The sequence below is a fragment of the Marivivens aquimaris genome, from assembly GCF_015220045.1.
Taxonomy (GTDB): domain Bacteria; phylum Pseudomonadota; class Alphaproteobacteria; order Rhodobacterales; family Rhodobacteraceae; genus Marivivens; species Marivivens aquimaris.
Genome location: NZ_JADBGB010000001.1, coordinates 1196095 through 1212504, shown reverse-complemented (window position 1 = coordinate 1212504; position 16410 = coordinate 1196095). Strand labels below are relative to the sequence as shown.

Sequence of the window (16410 nt, the reverse complement as noted above, 5' to 3'; positions counted from 1 at the left end):
ACAAATAAAAAAAAGGGCGGGATAGACCCGCCCAGTTGTCAGGAAGAAGCCGGGGATATCAGCTCCTCCAAAAGTATTTCTGAGCCTCGTGATCGACGAGATCGCGTGTCAGGCCGATATCACCATAGAGATGATCGGGTAGGTCACGCAGGTGTTTTCGTGTAGTTCGGCGCTGATCCCATGTTGCCACGGCAGCGACCGCACGAACCATCGCCATCACGAGAACCGACGACGGTGCTGGGATCGAGATTTCACGGAGCGGGTGCACAGAGGCATTTTCGTAGGTCATGGGACTCACTTGACATGTATTGATACAATCGGCTAATGCAGCCTATCCGTATAGATACATTTCGCTCTGAAACTGTCGAGGAATACATTGTGACCGATACAATTTGGCTACCAGACTTCGCACAATCGAACGGTCCCAAGTATCGCACACTCGAAAACAGCATCAGACAGGCCATCCGTTCCGGTGAATTGGGCGAGGGGGAGCGCCTCCCTCCGGTGCGCGAGCTTGGCTGGCAGGCGGGTATTACGCCTGGAACCGTGGCGCGGGCCTATAAAAATCTGGTCGATGCGGGTGTTCTGGAGTCCACCGTGGGCCGCGGCACCTTTGTACCAGTACAGCGAAAACCGCGTGTCTCGCCGCTTGATCACGATCCTGCCGCGACGCTGATCAGTCCGCGTCTGCCGGATGTCGGTCAATCCGACCTGCTGCGCGAAGCCTACGCCGACTACGCCAAGAACGTAGAGCGCGACCGACTGCTATGCTATCCCGTGCGCCCGACTCAGACCGAAGCGATCCGCGCTTTCGTTGATCTGCACCGCGACGATCCGATCGGTGAACTGCACGAGGACGACGTCGTCATCACCCATGGCGGCCAGAATGCGATCTCTCTGGTCCTCATGACTGTTCTGCGCGGGCCGTCTCCAACTGTGCTTGTCGACGCCCTCAGCTATGGCGGCTTCCGCCGTGCGGCAGAGGTGCTGCGGGCGAGGGTGCTTGGCGTCGATTGGGATGACGAAGGCCCGATCCCCGAGGAATTCGAGCGACTGTGTCGTGACGAGGGCGTGCAGATTTTCCTCACCTCGTCGGAGGTGAACAATCCGATGAACCGCACGACCAGTATTCGCCGCCGCCACGAGATCGCGGAGATAGCCGAGCGCCACGGCGTCCATATCCTAGATGACGACTGTTACCGCAACGGACCCTTCATCGGACCGAGCTACCGCCAGATCATCCCCGAACTGGCGTGGTATACCACATCGCCCTGCAAATCCTTCTCTGCGGCGCTGCGCGTCGGGTTCGTCGCCGCACCGACCGGTTGGGCGAACCGCCTGATCCGCGCGGCCTCTGCCGCGTCATACGGTGTGCCTGACGCCGTCACCGCCGCTTACGCCTACGTCGCGCGTCATCCTAAGACCCCGCAGATCCTCGAAGCCGCGCGCCAGCACCTCGCGTATATGGTAGAGACTGCCGTGAATTGCCTTGGTGCGCACCGCATCAGTTGGCGCAAGGATGTGCCGCTGATCTGGCTTGAGTTGCCCGAAGGTTGGCGCATGGGCGAGTTCTGCCGCATCGCCGAGCGCGAGGGCGTGTTTGTCCGCACCGCCGAGGATTTCAGCCTCCGCGACGGCCGTCAGGTCCAAGGTGTGCGCATCGCCCTGAACGGAGAGATGTCCACCCAGCGGCTCGAATCCGCGATGATGACCCTTAACGGGCTGCTTGCCCGACCGCCGGAACGCATTTCTGTGTAAAAAGTATGGGGTATTATTATACCATAATTGCAATGCGTTGTTTTTGAACGTTTTTATCCGCATCATGGCGCTTGACTGTGTGTTGGATGCCTATATAACCCGCCCATCGAATTTGTGGGGCTTGCCCCGACACCGACCAACAACTGGTGACCTATGAAAACCTTCTCTGCTACTCCGGCAGACATCGAGAAGAAATGGATCGTGATCGACGCTGAAGGCGTTGTTCTCGGCCGTCTCGCTTCGATCGTTGCCAACCGCCTGCGCGGTAAGCACAAGCCGACTTTCACCCCCCACATGGACATGGGTGATAACGTCATCGTAATCAACGCCGACAAGATCCAGCTGACCGGCAAGAAGCGCGAAAAGCCGAACTACTGGCACACCGGCCACCCGGGCGGTATCAAGTCGCGCACCACTGGCCAGATCCTCGAGGGTGCACACCCCGAGCGCGTCGTGACCCAGGCCGTCAAGCGCATGCTGCAGGGCAACCGCCTGAGCCGCAAGCAGATGACCCACCTGCGCGTCTTCGCTGGTGCCGAGCACGGCATGGAAGCCCAGAAGCCCGAAGTTCTCGACGTCAAGTCGATGAACAAGAAAAACACGAGGGTCTAATCATGGCTGAACAACTGAATTCGCTCCAGGATCTCGCTGGTGCAGCTGGCGAAGCCGTCGTCGAGACCGCAGCTCCCCGTGAGCCGGTTCGTGACGAGCTGGGCCGTTCCTACGCAACCGGCAAGCGTAAAGACGCTGTCGCTCGCGTTTGGATCAAGCCGGGTTCGGGCAAGATCGTTGTAAACGGCAAAGAGATGCCGGTTTACTTCGCTCGTCCGGTTCTCCAGCTGATCGTACGTCAGCCGTTCGGCGTTGCTGGCGTTGAAGGCCAGTTCGACGTATTCGCCACCGTTACCGGTGGTGGCCTCTCGGGTCAGGCTGGCGCTGTCAAGCACGGCATCTCGAAGGCTCTGCAGCTGTACGATCCGTCGCTCCGCGGCGCGCTCAAGGCCGCTGGCTTCCTCACCCGTGACAGCCGCGTCGTTGAACGTAAGAAATACGGTAAGGCCAAAGCCCGCCGTTCGTTCCAGTTCTCGAAGCGTTAATTCGTTTCCAGAATGCGAATACGGAAAAGCACCCTTCGGGGTGCTTTTTTCGTTTGAAGGTGCGGTCGGTTATGGGCGGGGTGCAAACGGCTACCCGTGGTGGGTCATTCCGCTGTTCTGGGGTCAGATAACCCGAGCAGAACAGGGGAACTGACATGGCACTGATTGTACGCGGCACGGCCGGCGACGACGAGATTATTACGCAAGGCGGCGAGGGCCCGAACGAGGACGTGCGCGCGCTTGGGGGCGATGACGTCATCATCAACATGGGCGGGAGCGATACGTTCAACGGCGGCGCGGGTAATGATACGCTCTACACGCCTCTGGATAATGACCTTTTTCCGCAGTTCGAACCGTTCAGCTTTGCGGTTGAATTCAACCTCCTTACGGGTATCCACGGCCGCGCCGATAGCACAATCGGTCAGGACACGCTGATCAGCATCGAAAACTACTTCTTCACCGGAAATTTCCACGTCATCGCTACCGGCGATAAAAAGAGTAACGTGTTCATGACCGACACGGGCGACGACATTCTGAGCGGCAACGGAGGTCGTGATTATCTGTTTTCGGGCGACGGAGACGACACGCTCTCCGGCGGAAGCGGAGGCGATCTGCTGGGCGGCGGCGCGGGTAACGACCTGCTGAACGGTGGGATAGGTAAGGACGTGCTGGGCGGCGGCGGCGGACGTGATGTCTTTGAATTCAGCTCGATCAGGGACAGCAGTGCGCGCGCGAAAAAGGCAGACAAGATTGTCGATTTCAAGCAGGGCAAGGACAAGATCGACCTGTCGGCAATCGACGATTTCGACTTTATCGCGCCCGGCAATGTCGGCGCGGATGTCGGGCCGGAGGTCACCTACACCCAGATCGACGGGCCGCGAAACAAGGACTGGACGGTGGTCAGCCTTGATCAGGACGGTGACGGCGATGCGGAGATGGTCATCCGCCTCAAAGGTCTGATCGACCTCACGGCGGATGATTTCATTCTCTGATCACTGATCGGGCGGCAGAAGGCCCAGACCGCGCAGGTAAACGCCGATCCCCGTCTCAAGAAGATCCTCGGGCGGGAACGGCGAGCGGGTGCCGGGTGAGCCGCGTGCGAACAGTTCGACAACACCGTGGCTCATCGCCCAGATGTGGGCCGCGAACATCTGCGGCGGCGGACGGCGGTCGGCGGGGATGTTAGCGGCAAGGTCGGCAGCGGCGCGCTCCAGCACGCCGAGCGCACGGGTCGCCACAGCGTTCAGGGCAGGGTTCCGCTGGATCGAGATGCCGCTTTCGAACATCGCCACGTAGTGCCCCGGAAACCGGCGGGCAAAGGCGAGGTAGGCGCGGCCGACGGCTTCGAACGAGGCGAGGGCGCTCGGCCCACCTTTCTCGTAGGCGTGCTCCATCAGGTCGGCGAAAATCTCGTAGCCCTGCTTGGCGGCCTCGGCGATCAGCTCTTCGCGGCCTTCGAAGTGGCGGTAGACGGCGGCAGGGGTCACGCCTGCTTCGCGCGCGGCTTCGGACAGGGTGAAACCTGTCGGGCCTTTTTCCTCGATCAGTTTGAGACAGGCGGCGACGAGAGCTTCGCGCAGATTGCCGTGATGGTAGCCCCGTTTAGCCATTCCAGATATCCGGCCCGCCACAGATTTTGGTGTCGATATCGTTCACGAGGTCTTCGTTCTTTCCGGTGTAATCGAGACTGGCGAGCACGGACTTGATCGCGTTCACGCGCGCACGACGTTTATCATCGGAAAGAATGACCGTCCACGGTGTGTCCATGTTGTGGGTCCAGCCGAGCGTCTCGCGGATCGCATCCGAATACTCGTCCCAGCGCTTCAGACCCTCGACATCCACCCACGACAGTTTCCACTGCTTCAGCGGGTCCTGTTCACGGGCGAGGAAACGGCTCAGCTGCGCTGCGCGGCCCACATTGAGCCAGAGTTTGCACAGGTGAATGCCTTCGTCGACGAGCATCTTCTCGAACGGGCCGACCTGTTCAAAGAACTTGGCGCGCTCCTCGTCGGACACGAAACCGAACACTTTCTCGACCACACCGCGGTTGTACCAACTGCGGTCAAAGAACACGATTTCGCCTGCGGTGGGCAGTTCTTCGACGTAGCGCTGGAAATACCACTGGCCGGCCTCGGTCTCGGTCGGTTTGGCGAGCGCCACGACGCGGGCGCCGCGCGGATTGAGGTTTTCGGTGAACCGCTTGATGGTGCCACCTTTGCCCGAGGCATCGCGGCCTTCGAAGACGATGACGATGCGCTGGCCGGTTTCCTTGACCCATGCCTGCATTCGCACCAGCTCGCGCTGGAGGGCGTCCATCTCTTCGTTGTAATGCTTCTTTTTCATCTGATCGTCGTAGGGATACCCCTCGCTGAAGATCAGATTGTCGCCGTGATCCTTGATAGCCTCGCGCACCGCTTCAGGCGCTTCGTCGTTGTAGTAGGCGCTGATGGCACCATCAAAAGGCAGGCTATCCATTTGGTTCTCCGTTCTTTTTCAATATGGTGCCGCGCTGCGATCAATTCAATCCGGCATCCTTTGCCGCGCGGTCGATGACGGCGACGACCTCGGGGATATGGGTGTGGTGGATCATGTGGCCCGCGCCCTCGATCGGCGTTAAATTCGCCTGAGGCAGCAGGTCGGCCAGCGCTTGGGAATGGATATTGAGGTAAACGGTCGTGTCCTCGGTGCCGTGCATGATTTCGACCGGCATGGTGATTTCATCATAACGCTGCGACTGGACCTCCAGCGCGGCGTCAAGGTGGGCGACTTGCAGAGCGTTGGCCCGCATGGAGTCCTTGCGCGCAATCAACGGCACGCCGATGTCGTCAAAATAACCTTCGGGCGCGGCCTCGGGTTCGAACACGCCTTCAACCGCGCTTTCCATGACGGAGGTCGGCGCGAAGGCGTTGATCATCGGCGGGATGACCGCGCTGCCAACGGAGGTGTTGATCGCGTCATAGAGCGTGCTGACATCGCCGCCCCACGGGTAGATCGCGCCTGCGAGGTCTACAAGCGCCGCAGCATTTTCAGGGTGGTACGTCACCCAAGCCAGCGCCACCGCGCCGCCGTAGGAATGGCCCAGCACGATGGGCTTTTCGAAGCCGAGTGCCACAGCCGCCTGACGCAGTACGTCCGCTTGTTCGGCAGGCGTGCCGGAGTCGGTGCCTTCCGCCAGCGTCGGCGTATAGCCAAGGCCCGGACGGTCGAAGATCAGCACTTGGTAGCGGTCGGCCAGAGCCTTACCCAAACCGATCTCCATATCGCGGGTATTGCCGCTTGCGCCGTGGATCAGCACGATCTGCGGACCGGTATCACCCATACGCACATAGTGGACCGGGTGGCCCGCAACGTCGATGAACTCGCCCTCGGGCGGCCAGCGTTCTTCCCACGCCTTTGTGCGACTGCTGGCCGTGCAGCTTGTCAGGACAGCCGAGGCCGCCAGCAGTGCTATGAGTGCGAGTAGAATCTTAAGAGCCGATGGCAGAAAGGTCATATGGCGTCGTCTGGTAAATTTCGTTTATCCAGTTGCCATATAGAAGGTGAGCGTGGCTTCTCCACCTATTCTGGGGTTTCTGCGACGGATCGTCGTTCGGATAGTAGTTCGCAGGCACGTTGATCGGCTTACCTGCAGCGACATCGCGGTCGTACTCTTCCTTCAGGGTGCCACTGTCGTATTCGAAGTGGTTGAAGACATAGAGCGCACGGTGTGCTTCGTCGCTGACGAGGCACGGGCCGGTGTCGTTGCTGTCCAGCAGGATGTTCAGACCGTCCTTGGACTCGATCTCGTCGCGGCGCATTTCGGTCCAGCGGCTCACAGGCACAACCATATCGTCCGAGAACCCGCGGAGGTACGGCGAGGCCGGCTCGCAGTTGCGGTGACGCACGCAGCCGAACGCCTTGTGGTCGAGGATATGCTTCTGCACGCCGTGGAAGTGGTAGATCATCGCCATACCGCCCCAGCACACACCGAAGGTGGAGTGCACGTTGGTCTGGGTCCAGTTGAACACTTCCTGAAGCTCGCTCCAGTAGGTCACTTCGTCGAACGGAAGATGTTCGATCGGCGCGCCGGTGATGATGAGACCGTCGAACTTCTCGCCGCTGTCGGCCACGTCTTTGAACGGACGGTAGAACTCTGCCATGTGCTCGGCAGCAGTGTTCTTCGTCTCGTGTTCCGACATACGGATCAGCGACAGTTCTATTTGCAGCGGGGTCGCGCCCATGAGGCGGGCGAACTGGTTTTCGGTCTGGATCTTTTTCGGCATCAGGTTGAGCAGGCCGAACCGCAACGCGCGGATGTCCTGTCGTGCGGCCCGCTCGTCCGACATGACCATCACGCCCTCGTGCGAGAGCACGTCGTAGGCGGGAAGGTTTTCGGGCAGTTTAATGGGCATTTTCGCGTTTCCTGATTGGTGAGAACGGAGATGTATTCTCCTTAACGACGGTCCTCAAGGGTTTTTGCGACGAGGTTTTCAAAGTCGGCAGGCGTTTTGACTGCGTAGATGTCCTCGGCCTTGACCGTGATGCCCCACTTGTCGGCCATCGCGGCATAGCGCGGCTGACGGTGGTCGAGCGCCTTGCGGTAGGTCCAACGGATGAAATCGTCGGGGTCCACCTTGTCGGGGGCGACGTTCTTTTCCGCGAGGTAGGCGTTCCACGATTGGTCGAGGAACTCTGCCTGATAGGACATCGGCTTGGGTGCTTTGTCGAAGCGGCGGCACAGCTCGTCAATGTGAGCGTCCGAACCTTCGATCCAGATGCAGAGCGCGTGTTTGGACAGCTCCGCCATGATCGGATCGTTCGGATTGTCGACGTCCACCCATTCGCAGATCGACCCGCCGGTATCGCAGATGAAATGCGGATAACCGTAGAGCGCCTGCGCGCGGCGGATGAAATAGGACGTGTCCATTAGCGCGTCGATCTCTGCCCGCTGGAACTGCTCCTGACGGCGCTTGTATTCGTCGATCAGGATGCCGCCCTTCGCCGGATCACCGGGTTTGCCGAGGTAGGTCGATACGGGGCTGAGGTTCTCGAACGTGATGTTGGAGCCGATGTAGATCGAATCCGTCATCAACAACTCGCGCAGGAACGGGACCTTCATCGCCTCGGCCTTCGCGTTATCGGCGATGTATTCGCCCATGTAGCGGGTGCCGATGCGGTAATCGACCGAGTAGTGGAACCAGTCGCCGTGGTCGCGCATCAGGTTGGAAATATAGGTCTTGCCCAGTCCGGACATCCCGAACAGGAGGACATGCTTCTGCGGCGCGTCGCGCCAGTCTTGTGCGGTCTGGTAGATCATGATGCTTTGTCAGTAACGGCGGTGATGCGTTTGATCTAGCTTATTTTTACCCTGCTTGCCCAACGAAAAAGGCCCCGCAATGTGCAGGGCCTTTCGCGCGATCCACGGGAAGGATCAGAAGGTGGTGACGAGCTTTACGCCGAAGGCAGTTGCCGAGTTGTCGGTGAACTGACCCTGAATAGCGCCAGCCGGCAGACCCGCGGGGGTCAGGTCGGTGTTGGCGTCGCCGATATCGACCCACTTCATGCCGAAGGTGATCTTGGCGTTGTCCTGAACCTGATAGGTCGCACCAAGGCCTACGCCGAAGTTGCCGTCGGTCGGGCCGAGGTTCGATACCAAACCGCCGTTCGATTCTTCGTAGGACAGGGTGATCGCTGCCGACCAGTCGTCGGTGAAGCGGCGACCAACACCCAGCGAGTAGGTCATGCCGTCGTTGGCATAGTCGACCAGCGAGTCGCCGGTGGCGAGGTTGTAGCCGAACGGGGTGATGTCGAACTCGCTCCAGTCCACGTAGCGGACGCTACCGAACAGGAGGGTGTCGGCCATGATGCCGCTCTGGAAATCAAGGTTCCACGAATCCGGCAGGGTGACATCGGTGTTCAGGCTCGGGTTGCCGTTTTCCATGGTCGGGATCGACAGGTCGATTTCCGACGAATAGGTCAGAGCAACGCGCAGCGCGATGTCCTTGCGCTCGTAGGCAGCACCGGCAACGTAGCCCGTGCCGCTGGTGTTGGCGAATTCGCCGGTGTAGGTCAGTGCGCCGTTCTGGTAGATTTCGACGTCGCCGCCGACCGATACCATGCGCGCGCCGCCGTAGACGCTGAAGTTGTCGTTGATCTGGTACTTCGCGATACCGGTGATGCCGTCGCTGTTCAGGTCAGCGGTGGTGCCTGCCAGCGGATAGTTGGTGCCGGTCGGGTAAGCGACGTCAGCGCCGAACGGCTGGTCATACATGACAGTGACGGACCACTGGTCGTTCAGCTGCTTTTTGAAGCCCAGACCGATCTGGTTGTAGCTTTCGGCCATGTCGCCCGAACCCAGAACGCCAACGCCCGGGATGGCAACGGTGCCCGAAATGCTCGGATCTACAGCGCCGAACGACAGTTCGAACGCATCGCCTTCCTCCCACAGAAGTCCAACAGGCTGACCCGAACGGTCGATACCGGCGGCATTTGCCATGGCCGTGCCAAGCAGCAGGAACGCGCCAGCGCTAAGTGCATATTTCATATTGTTTTCCTCTTTCCCCAATGGGGTTCCTCGTCCCATACGGGAACGCTAACGATCAATTGATTGAGTGGTCAATTTTAACGCAGCGTAATCCCTGTATCTGATCTGAGGTTAACAGAAGATTAATTCCCCGAAGAACGGATATTTAACCAGTTCGCGAAGAAAATTATTGCTGCGCCAATAAGGACATACAGGTCGATCGCCTCTCCGAAGAGCACCATGCCGACCACCGCTATGAGGGGCAGGCGGGCAAAGTCGATTGGCATCACGATACTGGCAGGGGCAAGTGATAATGCCGTCGTCAGGCAGAAGTGCGCAAAGAGGCCAGCGCAGCCAACGAGCACCACGTAGGGAACGGTCGCCATGTCGGGAACGTGGATGTCAAAGTCATAGCCTGCGCAAATCAGACCAAAGACCGCCTGCATGATCGACAGCCAGAAGAGGATGCAAACCGTGCTCTGATCGCGGGTCAGTTTGCGGGTGAAAATCGCGGAGAACGCGAATCCGATGGCAGCCAGGCCAGCGGCGATCAGCGGCCACTCCAACGTCTCGGGGCTGGGGCGCGTGACGACAAGGATACCGATAAACCCGAGGACGCCAGAGACGACGCCGATAGGCCGCAGCTTTTCCTTCAGGATCAGCGGGGACAGAATGATGACCCAGATCGGGGCGGTGAACTCCATCGCGAAAACCTGCGCCAGAGGGATCAGACCGACTGCAAAGAACCACAGGTTCTGACCGGTGAAGTGGCTGATATTGCGAATGAAATGAAGGGGTAGGCGGTCGGTCTTGATCTCGCCGCGCTTGCCCGTCACCAGCACGACCGTCACCATGATGAGGATGCCGACGAGGCTGCGGTAGAACATGATCTCGAAGGTGTCGAGGTGTCCGCTCATCTGGCGGCCAGCCACTGCCATCGAGGAAAAGGCGGTAATCGCGCCGATCATCCAGAGGGCGGCGCGCAGGGTCGATGACATGTCAGTCTTCCGAAATTTGATCAATTAATTGGCGGCATCCTGCGACGTGATCGTTTTTGAAGCAAGCACACTGGAGCGCGATTTTGTGCGGGCGCGGCCTCTCGGATTACACAGTGCGCCGCGCAAAGAAAAAGCGGCGCGAAAATTCCGCGCCGCTTCTGTTATTCCGACATGAGAACCGGATTACTCCAGTTCGATCGTTCCCGGCGGCTTCGAGGTCAGGTCGTAGAACACGCGGTTCACGCCTTTCACTTCGTTGATGATGCGGGTCATCGTCTCGCCAAGGAATTCTTGCGTGAACGGGTAGGTGTCAGCGGTCATACCGTCGACCGAAGTCACAGCGCGGATCGCAACGGCGTAGTCGTAGGTACGACCGTCGCCCATCACGCCCACGGTGCGCATCGGCAGGATCGCAGCGAAGGCCTGCCAGATTTCATCGTAGAGACCGTGCTTGCGGATCTGGTCGATGTAAACGGCGTCGGCTTTGCGCAGGATATCCAGCTTTTCGCGGGTGATCTCGCCAGGGCAGCGGATCGCGAGGCCCGGTCCGGGGAACGGGTGGCGACCGATGAAGCTGTCGGGCAGACCCAGTTCGCGGCCAAGGGCGCGGACTTCGTCTTTGAACAGTTCGCGGAGCGGTTCGACGAGCTTGAGGCCCATCTTCTCCGGCAGGCCGCCAACGTTGTGGTGCGATTTGATCGTGACCGACGGGCCGCCCGAGAACGACACGGATTCGATCACGTCCGGATAGAGAGTACCCTGAGCAAGGAACTCGGCGCCTTCGATTTCATCCGCGTATTTCTGGAACACGTCGATGAACAGCTTGCCGATGGTCTTGCGCTTCACCTCGGGGTCGGAAACGCCTTCAAGCTCGCCAAGGAACAGGTCGCTCTCGTCCGCGTGGATGAGGTTCAGGTTGTAGTTGTCGCGGAACATCGCAACGACCTGCTCTGCCTCATCAAGACGGAGAAGACCGTGGTCCACGAATACGCAGGTCAGCTGGTCGCCGATCGCTTCGTGCAGAAGGATGCCGGTGACCGAGGAATCGACGCCGCCGGAGAGCGCACAGATGACTTTCTTGTCGCCGACCTGTTCGCGGATCTTCTCGATCATTTCCTGACGGTAGGAGGCCATCGTCCAGTCACCGGTGAAACCGGCTTTGCGGACGAAGTTTTCCAGCATGATCTTGCCGTTCGGGGTGTGGTGCACCTCGGGGTGGAACTGCACGGCGTAGAACTTGCGCTCTTCGTCGGCGATCATGGCAAAGGGAGCGTTGGGCGAGGTCGCGACGATCTCGAACCCCGGTGCCAGAGCGGTCACGCGGTCGCCGTGCGACATCCAGACCTGCTCTTTGCCCTCGGTGAAGAGACCGGCAAAGATACCATCGAGCTTGTGGCCCTCGGCGGGGGAGACGAACGCACGGCCGTATTCGGCGTGGTGTCCACCTTCGACCTTGCCGCCGAGTTGTTCCATCATGACCTGCTGGCCATAGCAGATACCGAAGATCGGAAGCCCCATGTCGAACAGGGCTTGCGGTGCGCGTGGGCTGCCTTCGCGGGTCACGCTGTCAGGACCGCCGGACAGAATGGCGGCCTTGGGGTCGATCTCGCGGATGACCTCTTCGGTGACGTTCTGATAGGGGCGGATTTCGCAGTAGACATTCAGTTCGCGCAGGCGTCGCGCAATAAGCTGCGTGACCTGCGAGCCGAAGTCGATGATGAGGAGACATTGATGCTGGGTCATGGCAGCCGAATAGGGCCACCGCCCCGTTTGCGCAAGTGTCATATGTGACGTGGAATGTCGCTTTCACGACTAAGAGGACGCAAACTCAGCATTGGCGCTTCGACAAACTGTCTATGACACTCACAAAGATCACTCCGGAGGGATAATTATGTCGGATGTTGCAGAAGGTCGTAGCCGTCGTTCGCGTGGAGGCGGAGGTGCCGCCCGCCGTGCAGAGCGTAGTGCTGTCAGCTTCGAAACCGCCAAGTACATCGAGCGCAATATTCCGAACCTCGAAGTCCTCGACGACGAAGCGCTCTCGATCATCGAGTACAACGCCGAGACGATCCTCGAGGAAATCGGCGTAAACTTCCCGGAAAACCCCGGTGCGCTTGCGCTGTGGAAAGAAGCCGGTGCCGACATTCAGGGAGACCGCGTCCGCATTCCCCGCGGTCTGGCCCGCGAGCTGTGCAAGACCGCTCCGTCGAAGTTCATCCAGCACGCCCGCAACCCCGAGCGTAGCGTCGAAATCGGCGGCAAGAACCTCGTTCTCGCTCCGGTCTACGGCCCGCCATTCGTGCGTGATGCCGGTGGCCGCCGCTATGCAACCATGGAAGACTTCAACAAGTTCGTAAAACTCGGCTACATGTCGAAGTGGCTCCACCACTCGGGCGGTACCGTTTGCGAGCCGACCGACGTGCCGGTGAACAAGCGTCACCTCGACATGCTGCTCGCTCACATGACCCTGTCGGACAAGCCGTTCATGGGCTCCGTGACCGAGCCGAGCCGTGCGCAGGATTCGGTCGAGATGTGCGAAATCCTCTTCGGTAAGGAGTTCGTCCAGAACAACACCGTGATGACCTCGCTCATCAACATCAACTCGCCGCTGACCTTCGACAGCATCATGATGGGTGCTCTGGAAGTCTACGCGAAGAACAATCAGGCCTGCATCATCTCGCCGTTCATCGTCGGCGGCGCTATGGCGCCTGTCACCGTTGCCGGCACCCTGACGCAGGTTGCTGCCGAAACGCTCGCAGGCGTGGCCTACAGCCAGCTCGTCCGCAAGGGCGCGCCGGTCATCATGGGCGCGTTCGTAACCTCGATCGACATGAACTCGGGCGCGCCGACCTTCGGTACGCCGGAAGCCGCGCTCATCACCTACGGCACCGGCCAGCTGGCCCGCCGTATGAACCTGCCGTACCGTTCGGCCGGTAGCTTCTGCGGCTCGAAACTGCCCGACGCGCAGGCGGCCTATGAAACCGCGAACTCTCTGAACATGGGTCTGATGGCTGGCGTGAACTTCATGCTGCACTCCTGTGGCTGGCTCGAAGGCGGCCTCGTTGCCGACTTTGAAAAGTTCGTCATGGACGCCGATCAGCTCGGCGCTCTGCACGGTCTGGCCAAGGGTGTCGACATGACCGAAAACGGTCAGGCGATGGACGCCATCCGCGAAGTCGGTCCGGGCGGTCACTACCTCGGTTGTGCGCACACCCAAGCGAACTTCAAGACCGCGTTCTGGCGCACCGAACTGCTCGACTACAAGCCGTTCGAGACCTGGGACGAAGAAGGCGGCCGCGACACCCGTCAGCTGGCCTCCATCCGCGTCGAGAAAATGCTGTCGGACTACCAGCAGCCGATGCTGGACCCCGAAATCGAGCAAAAGCTTCGCGCCTACGTCAAGGCCAAGAAGGACTCGATGCCGGACAGCTTCGCGAGCTAAGGCCATTGCCCGCGGGGGTCATACTCCGCGGGCTTCCCGCGCGGCCGTCAGAAGGCGCGCCTCGGCCATGATCGCGATCAGCACCTCGATATGGCTGGCAAAGGAATAGGCAGCACGGTCGCCCAGACGCTGCTCGTTCAGATCCGCTTCCATCTCCATCAGACGCATCAACGCCTCGCCGTGTCGCGGGGCCGTATTGCGTTTCAGCAGACGCGGCAGATGCCGGTCGCGGCAGTAATCGGCGACGCCGTGACGTGCGCTGCGGACCAGAAGCGACGGACGCTTCAGCGTCGAAACCATACCCAGAATATCAAACATCGGTGCCCCCTGATTGGCGTTTCAGTGGGACCATCCTGCACTCGGTTTGTGGGGTGTTGCGCGAACCGCTCGGCGGGCGTTCGCCATGGTTACCCGAATTTATTCTTTAGAAACAAAGATGGAGTAACGCGGTCCTCTTAAGAAATCGGTAAGGTTAACCACTTTAGGTTGCCATTCTGTAAATGGGTCCGTGCCGAGCGCAGGACGACAAGAGGAATGCGGGATGGAAACTGCCGAAAGCCTTGCCTTTGCGGAGACGTTGCCGAAATGGCTCCCCGAAGCTGCACGAAATTATCTGATGCACACCGCTAGAGGCGTGTCGATCCGCGCGCTTGCCCGCGCCAAGGATTGCCACGCCTCCACGATTTTGCGGCAGGTCCGCAGGTACGAGAACCTGCGCGACGATCCTCTTGTCGATGACGCGCTTCACGCGCTCTCAAACTGCGGTGCGCCCCGTAATTGTCTGACCTCAAAGGACTTCTCCATGCAACTCGAACCCAACACCATGACCACCGTGCAGCCCGCACTGATTGATGAAACCCGCATCCGAGAAGAGGGCGGCCGCATCCTGCGCCGCCTGTGCGAAGCTGGCGCCGTGCTCGCCGTCGCCCGCGAGATGGAGATGGCCGTGGTCGTCCGCGACACGGGCGGCGAAACCACCCGCACCGCCGTTACCCCGCGCGAGATTGCGCAGGCGATGGCGCTGCGCGACTGGGTCGCTTGCGAGGACCCCTCGGCCCGCATCGCCCGCTACCGGATCACCTCTGCGGGCCGTCAGGCTGTTAAGGAAATGCTGGGCGCGCCGCAGACCGAAGCGGGATTCGTACGGGAAAACGCCGTCTGGGACGACGAGCCGACTCGCCGCGCTGTCACTGCCGAAAGCCCCTTAACCATGTTAGCCCGCCGCCGCGACAAGGACGGCTCCATGTTTTTGCCGCGCGAATACGTGGTTGCGGGCGAACGCCTGCGCGAGGATTTCGAACTTGGCGGCATGTCGGCGTTCACCGTGGCGCACTGGCACAGTTTCCTGATGGGACAGGACGTGGACACGGGCGCGGCATCGGCGGCGAAGGAACGCGCTCTGGCCGCTTTGGTGGAACTGGGGCCGGGGCTAGGCGATGTGGTGGTGCGCTGCTGCTGTTACCTCGAAGGGCTGGAGACGATCGAGAAAGAGCTTCTCTGGGCCGCGCGGTCGGGCAAGATCGTCCTGCGGATCGCACTCGAAAGACTGCGCCGCCACTACGACCGGATGCAGCATTCCGACCTGATCGGTTAAAGGACTTTTGCCGGATCGCCTCCTGCCATAAGATCAGCTTATGAACACGACCTTTCGCCAGCTCCGCTATTTCGTCGCTCTCGCCGATGCGGGAAACTTCACGCTCGCCGCTGAACTGGCGAACGTGACCCAGCCTGCGCTCTCGCTCCAGATCAAGGAACTGGAGGCGAACCTCGGCGTCAAACTGGTCGAACGGATGCCGCGTGAAATCCGACTGACGCGGGCAGGTCAGGACGTTCTGGCCCGTGCACGGGTGATCCTGACCGAGGTGCGCGATCTGGAAGCGTCGGCGCGTTTGCGTGGCGGGTTGAGCGGTTCGCTGACCCTCGGCGCGATCCCGACCATCGCACCGTATCTGCTGCCGCATGTGCTCACGCGCCTGCGGTCGGCGGATATCTCGCTCGAACTGAAAGTGCGCGAGGCGCAGACTCACCGGCTCGTCGACGCGCTGCAAAAAGGCGAGATTGACGCTGCCGTCATTGCGCTGCCCATCGACCTGCACGGGCTGGAGGTGACGGAGCTATTCTCCGACCGTTTCCTCCTCGCGGGAAGCAAATCGCGGATCGCCAGCTACACCGAAACCGCGCCGCCGAACCCGACCGATTTGCCGTCGGGGTCGCTGCTGCTGCTCGAAGACGGGCATTGCCTATCGGACCAGACGCTCGCGGTGTGCGGTCTAAAAGGGCGCAGGCAAGCGGTGGACCTCTCGGCTTCGTCGCTATCAACGCTGTGCGGATTGGTCGGGCAGGGGTTCGGGCTGACGCTCCTGCCTGAAATGGCCGTAAACGCGGAATCAGCCGCGATGCCCGATATGGGCGTGATGCGCTTCCCCGATCCGCAGCCAGAACGGACCATCGCGCTCGTGCGCCGCAAATCGACCGACAACGATGGCTGGTTTAGCGATCTCGCCGACCTCATCGGCGAAGCGGGCCGAGAGCTCTTGAAAACCGCGTGTAGCCGCATCGCAGCATAACGAAAAAGGCCCGCCACAGATGGGCGGGCCTTCAAACCTATCAGAC

17 protein-coding genes are annotated in these 16410 nt (G+C 60.4%); 7 read left to right on the top strand and 10 right to left on the bottom strand.

The genetic code is table 11. From position 1 onward, the window contains the following. Positions 1 to 58: 58 nt before the first annotated feature. Positions 59 to 289 carry a DUF1127 domain-containing protein gene (locus IF204_RS06025; RefSeq protein WP_228069086.1) on the bottom strand — a complete coding sequence of 77 codons (231 nt, stop codon included), beginning with the start codon at positions 287 to 289 and terminating at the stop codon, positions 59 to 61. Between the two features lie 89 nt (positions 290 to 378). Between IF204_RS06025 and IF204_RS06020 the strand changes: the two genes are divergently transcribed. The 4 genes from IF204_RS06020 to IF204_RS06005 all read left to right on the top strand — a co-directional run bounded on the left by IF204_RS06020 (position 379) and on the right by IF204_RS06005 (position 3847). After that, positions 379 to 1758, top strand: a complete 1380-nt coding sequence (locus tag IF204_RS06020) for an aminotransferase-like domain-containing protein (protein WP_194095447.1) — start codon at positions 379 to 381, stop codon at positions 1756 to 1758. A gap of 153 nt (positions 1759 to 1911) precedes the next feature. After that, positions 1912 to 2370 (top strand): 50S ribosomal protein L13, encoded by a 459-nt coding sequence (gene rplM / locus IF204_RS06015; protein ID WP_167638289.1) that lies wholly within the window; start codon positions 1912 to 1914, stop codon positions 2368 to 2370. Between the two features lie 2 nt (positions 2371 to 2372). After that, complete coding sequence (rpsI, locus tag IF204_RS06010) at positions 2373 to 2855, top strand: 30S ribosomal protein S9 (protein ID WP_167638290.1); 483 nt, start codon at positions 2373 to 2375, stop codon at positions 2853 to 2855. Positions 2856 to 3010: 155 nt separating this feature from the next. Beyond that, complete coding sequence (locus IF204_RS06005; RefSeq protein WP_194095445.1) at positions 3011 to 3847, top strand: calcium-binding protein; 837 nt, start codon at positions 3011 to 3013, stop codon at positions 3845 to 3847. Here IF204_RS06005 and IF204_RS06000 read toward each other — a convergent pair whose 3' ends face one another. The 8 genes from IF204_RS06000 to guaA all read right to left on the bottom strand — a co-directional run bounded on the left by IF204_RS06000 (position 3848) and on the right by guaA (position 12098). Then, complete coding sequence (locus IF204_RS06000; RefSeq protein ID WP_194095443.1) at positions 3848 to 4465, bottom strand: TetR/AcrR family transcriptional regulator; 618 nt, start codon at positions 4463 to 4465, stop codon at positions 3848 to 3850. Then, a complete protein-coding gene (gene ppk2, locus IF204_RS05995) occupies positions 4458 to 5330 on the bottom strand; it encodes a polyphosphate kinase 2 (protein WP_194095441.1) in 873 nt (290 codons plus the stop codon). The genes IF204_RS06000 and ppk2 overlap by 8 nt, the downstream gene beginning before the upstream one ends. Positions 5331 to 5370: 40 nt before the next feature. Further along, positions 5371 to 6348 carry an alpha/beta fold hydrolase gene (locus tag IF204_RS05990; RefSeq protein WP_194095439.1) on the bottom strand — a complete coding sequence of 326 codons (978 nt, stop codon included), beginning with the start codon at positions 6346 to 6348 and terminating at the stop codon, positions 5371 to 5373. After that, a complete protein-coding gene (metA, locus tag IF204_RS05985) occupies positions 6323 to 7246 on the bottom strand; it encodes a homoserine O-acetyltransferase MetA (protein ID WP_194095437.1) in 924 nt (307 codons plus the stop codon). Before metA ends, IF204_RS05990 begins: the two co-directional genes overlap by 26 nt. A 41-nt stretch (positions 7247 to 7287) precedes the next feature. Beyond that, entirely contained in the window at positions 7288 to 8151 is an 864-nt protein-coding gene (locus IF204_RS05980; RefSeq protein ID WP_194095434.1) for an ATPase, read from the bottom strand. A 114-nt stretch (positions 8152 to 8265) separates the two neighbouring features. Further along, positions 8266 to 9378, bottom strand: a complete 1113-nt coding sequence (locus tag IF204_RS05975; RefSeq protein WP_194095432.1) for an OmpP1/FadL family transporter — start codon at positions 9376 to 9378, stop codon at positions 8266 to 8268. Positions 9379 to 9500: 122 nt separating this feature from the next. After that, entirely contained in the window at positions 9501 to 10355 is an 855-nt protein-coding gene (locus IF204_RS05970; protein ID WP_194095430.1) for a DMT family transporter, read from the bottom strand. Between the two features lie 183 nt (positions 10356 to 10538). Next, positions 10539 to 12098, bottom strand: coding sequence for a glutamine-hydrolyzing GMP synthase (guaA, locus tag IF204_RS05965; protein ID WP_194095428.1), 1560 nt, complete (start codon positions 12096 to 12098; stop codon positions 10539 to 10541). 148 nt (positions 12099 to 12246) lie between these two features. On the opposite strand from guaA, the gene IF204_RS05960 reads away from it, so the two are divergent. Next, positions 12247 to 13797 (top strand): trimethylamine methyltransferase family protein, encoded by a 1551-nt coding sequence (locus IF204_RS05960; protein ID WP_194095426.1) that lies wholly within the window; start codon positions 12247 to 12249, stop codon positions 13795 to 13797. Positions 13798 to 13815: 18 nt separating this feature from the next. Here the strand turns inward: IF204_RS05960 and IF204_RS05955 are convergent, their stop codons facing one another. Continuing rightward, a complete protein-coding gene (locus IF204_RS05955; protein WP_167638301.1) occupies positions 13816 to 14115 on the bottom strand; it encodes a DUF6477 family protein in 300 nt (99 codons plus the stop codon). A gap of 223 nt (positions 14116 to 14338) precedes the next feature. Here IF204_RS05955 and IF204_RS05950 point away from each other — a divergent pair, with 223 nt between their 5' ends. Together IF204_RS05950 and IF204_RS05945 are read left to right on the top strand one after the other, a co-directional pair. Next, positions 14339 to 15391, top strand: a complete 1053-nt coding sequence (locus IF204_RS05950) for a DUF6456 domain-containing protein (RefSeq protein WP_194095423.1) — start codon at positions 14339 to 14341, stop codon at positions 15389 to 15391. 40 nt (positions 15392 to 15431) lie between these two features. Continuing rightward, positions 15432 to 16364, top strand: coding sequence for a hydrogen peroxide-inducible genes activator (locus IF204_RS05945; protein ID WP_194095421.1), 933 nt, complete (start codon positions 15432 to 15434; stop codon positions 16362 to 16364). Positions 16365 to 16410 lie beyond the last annotated feature (46 nt).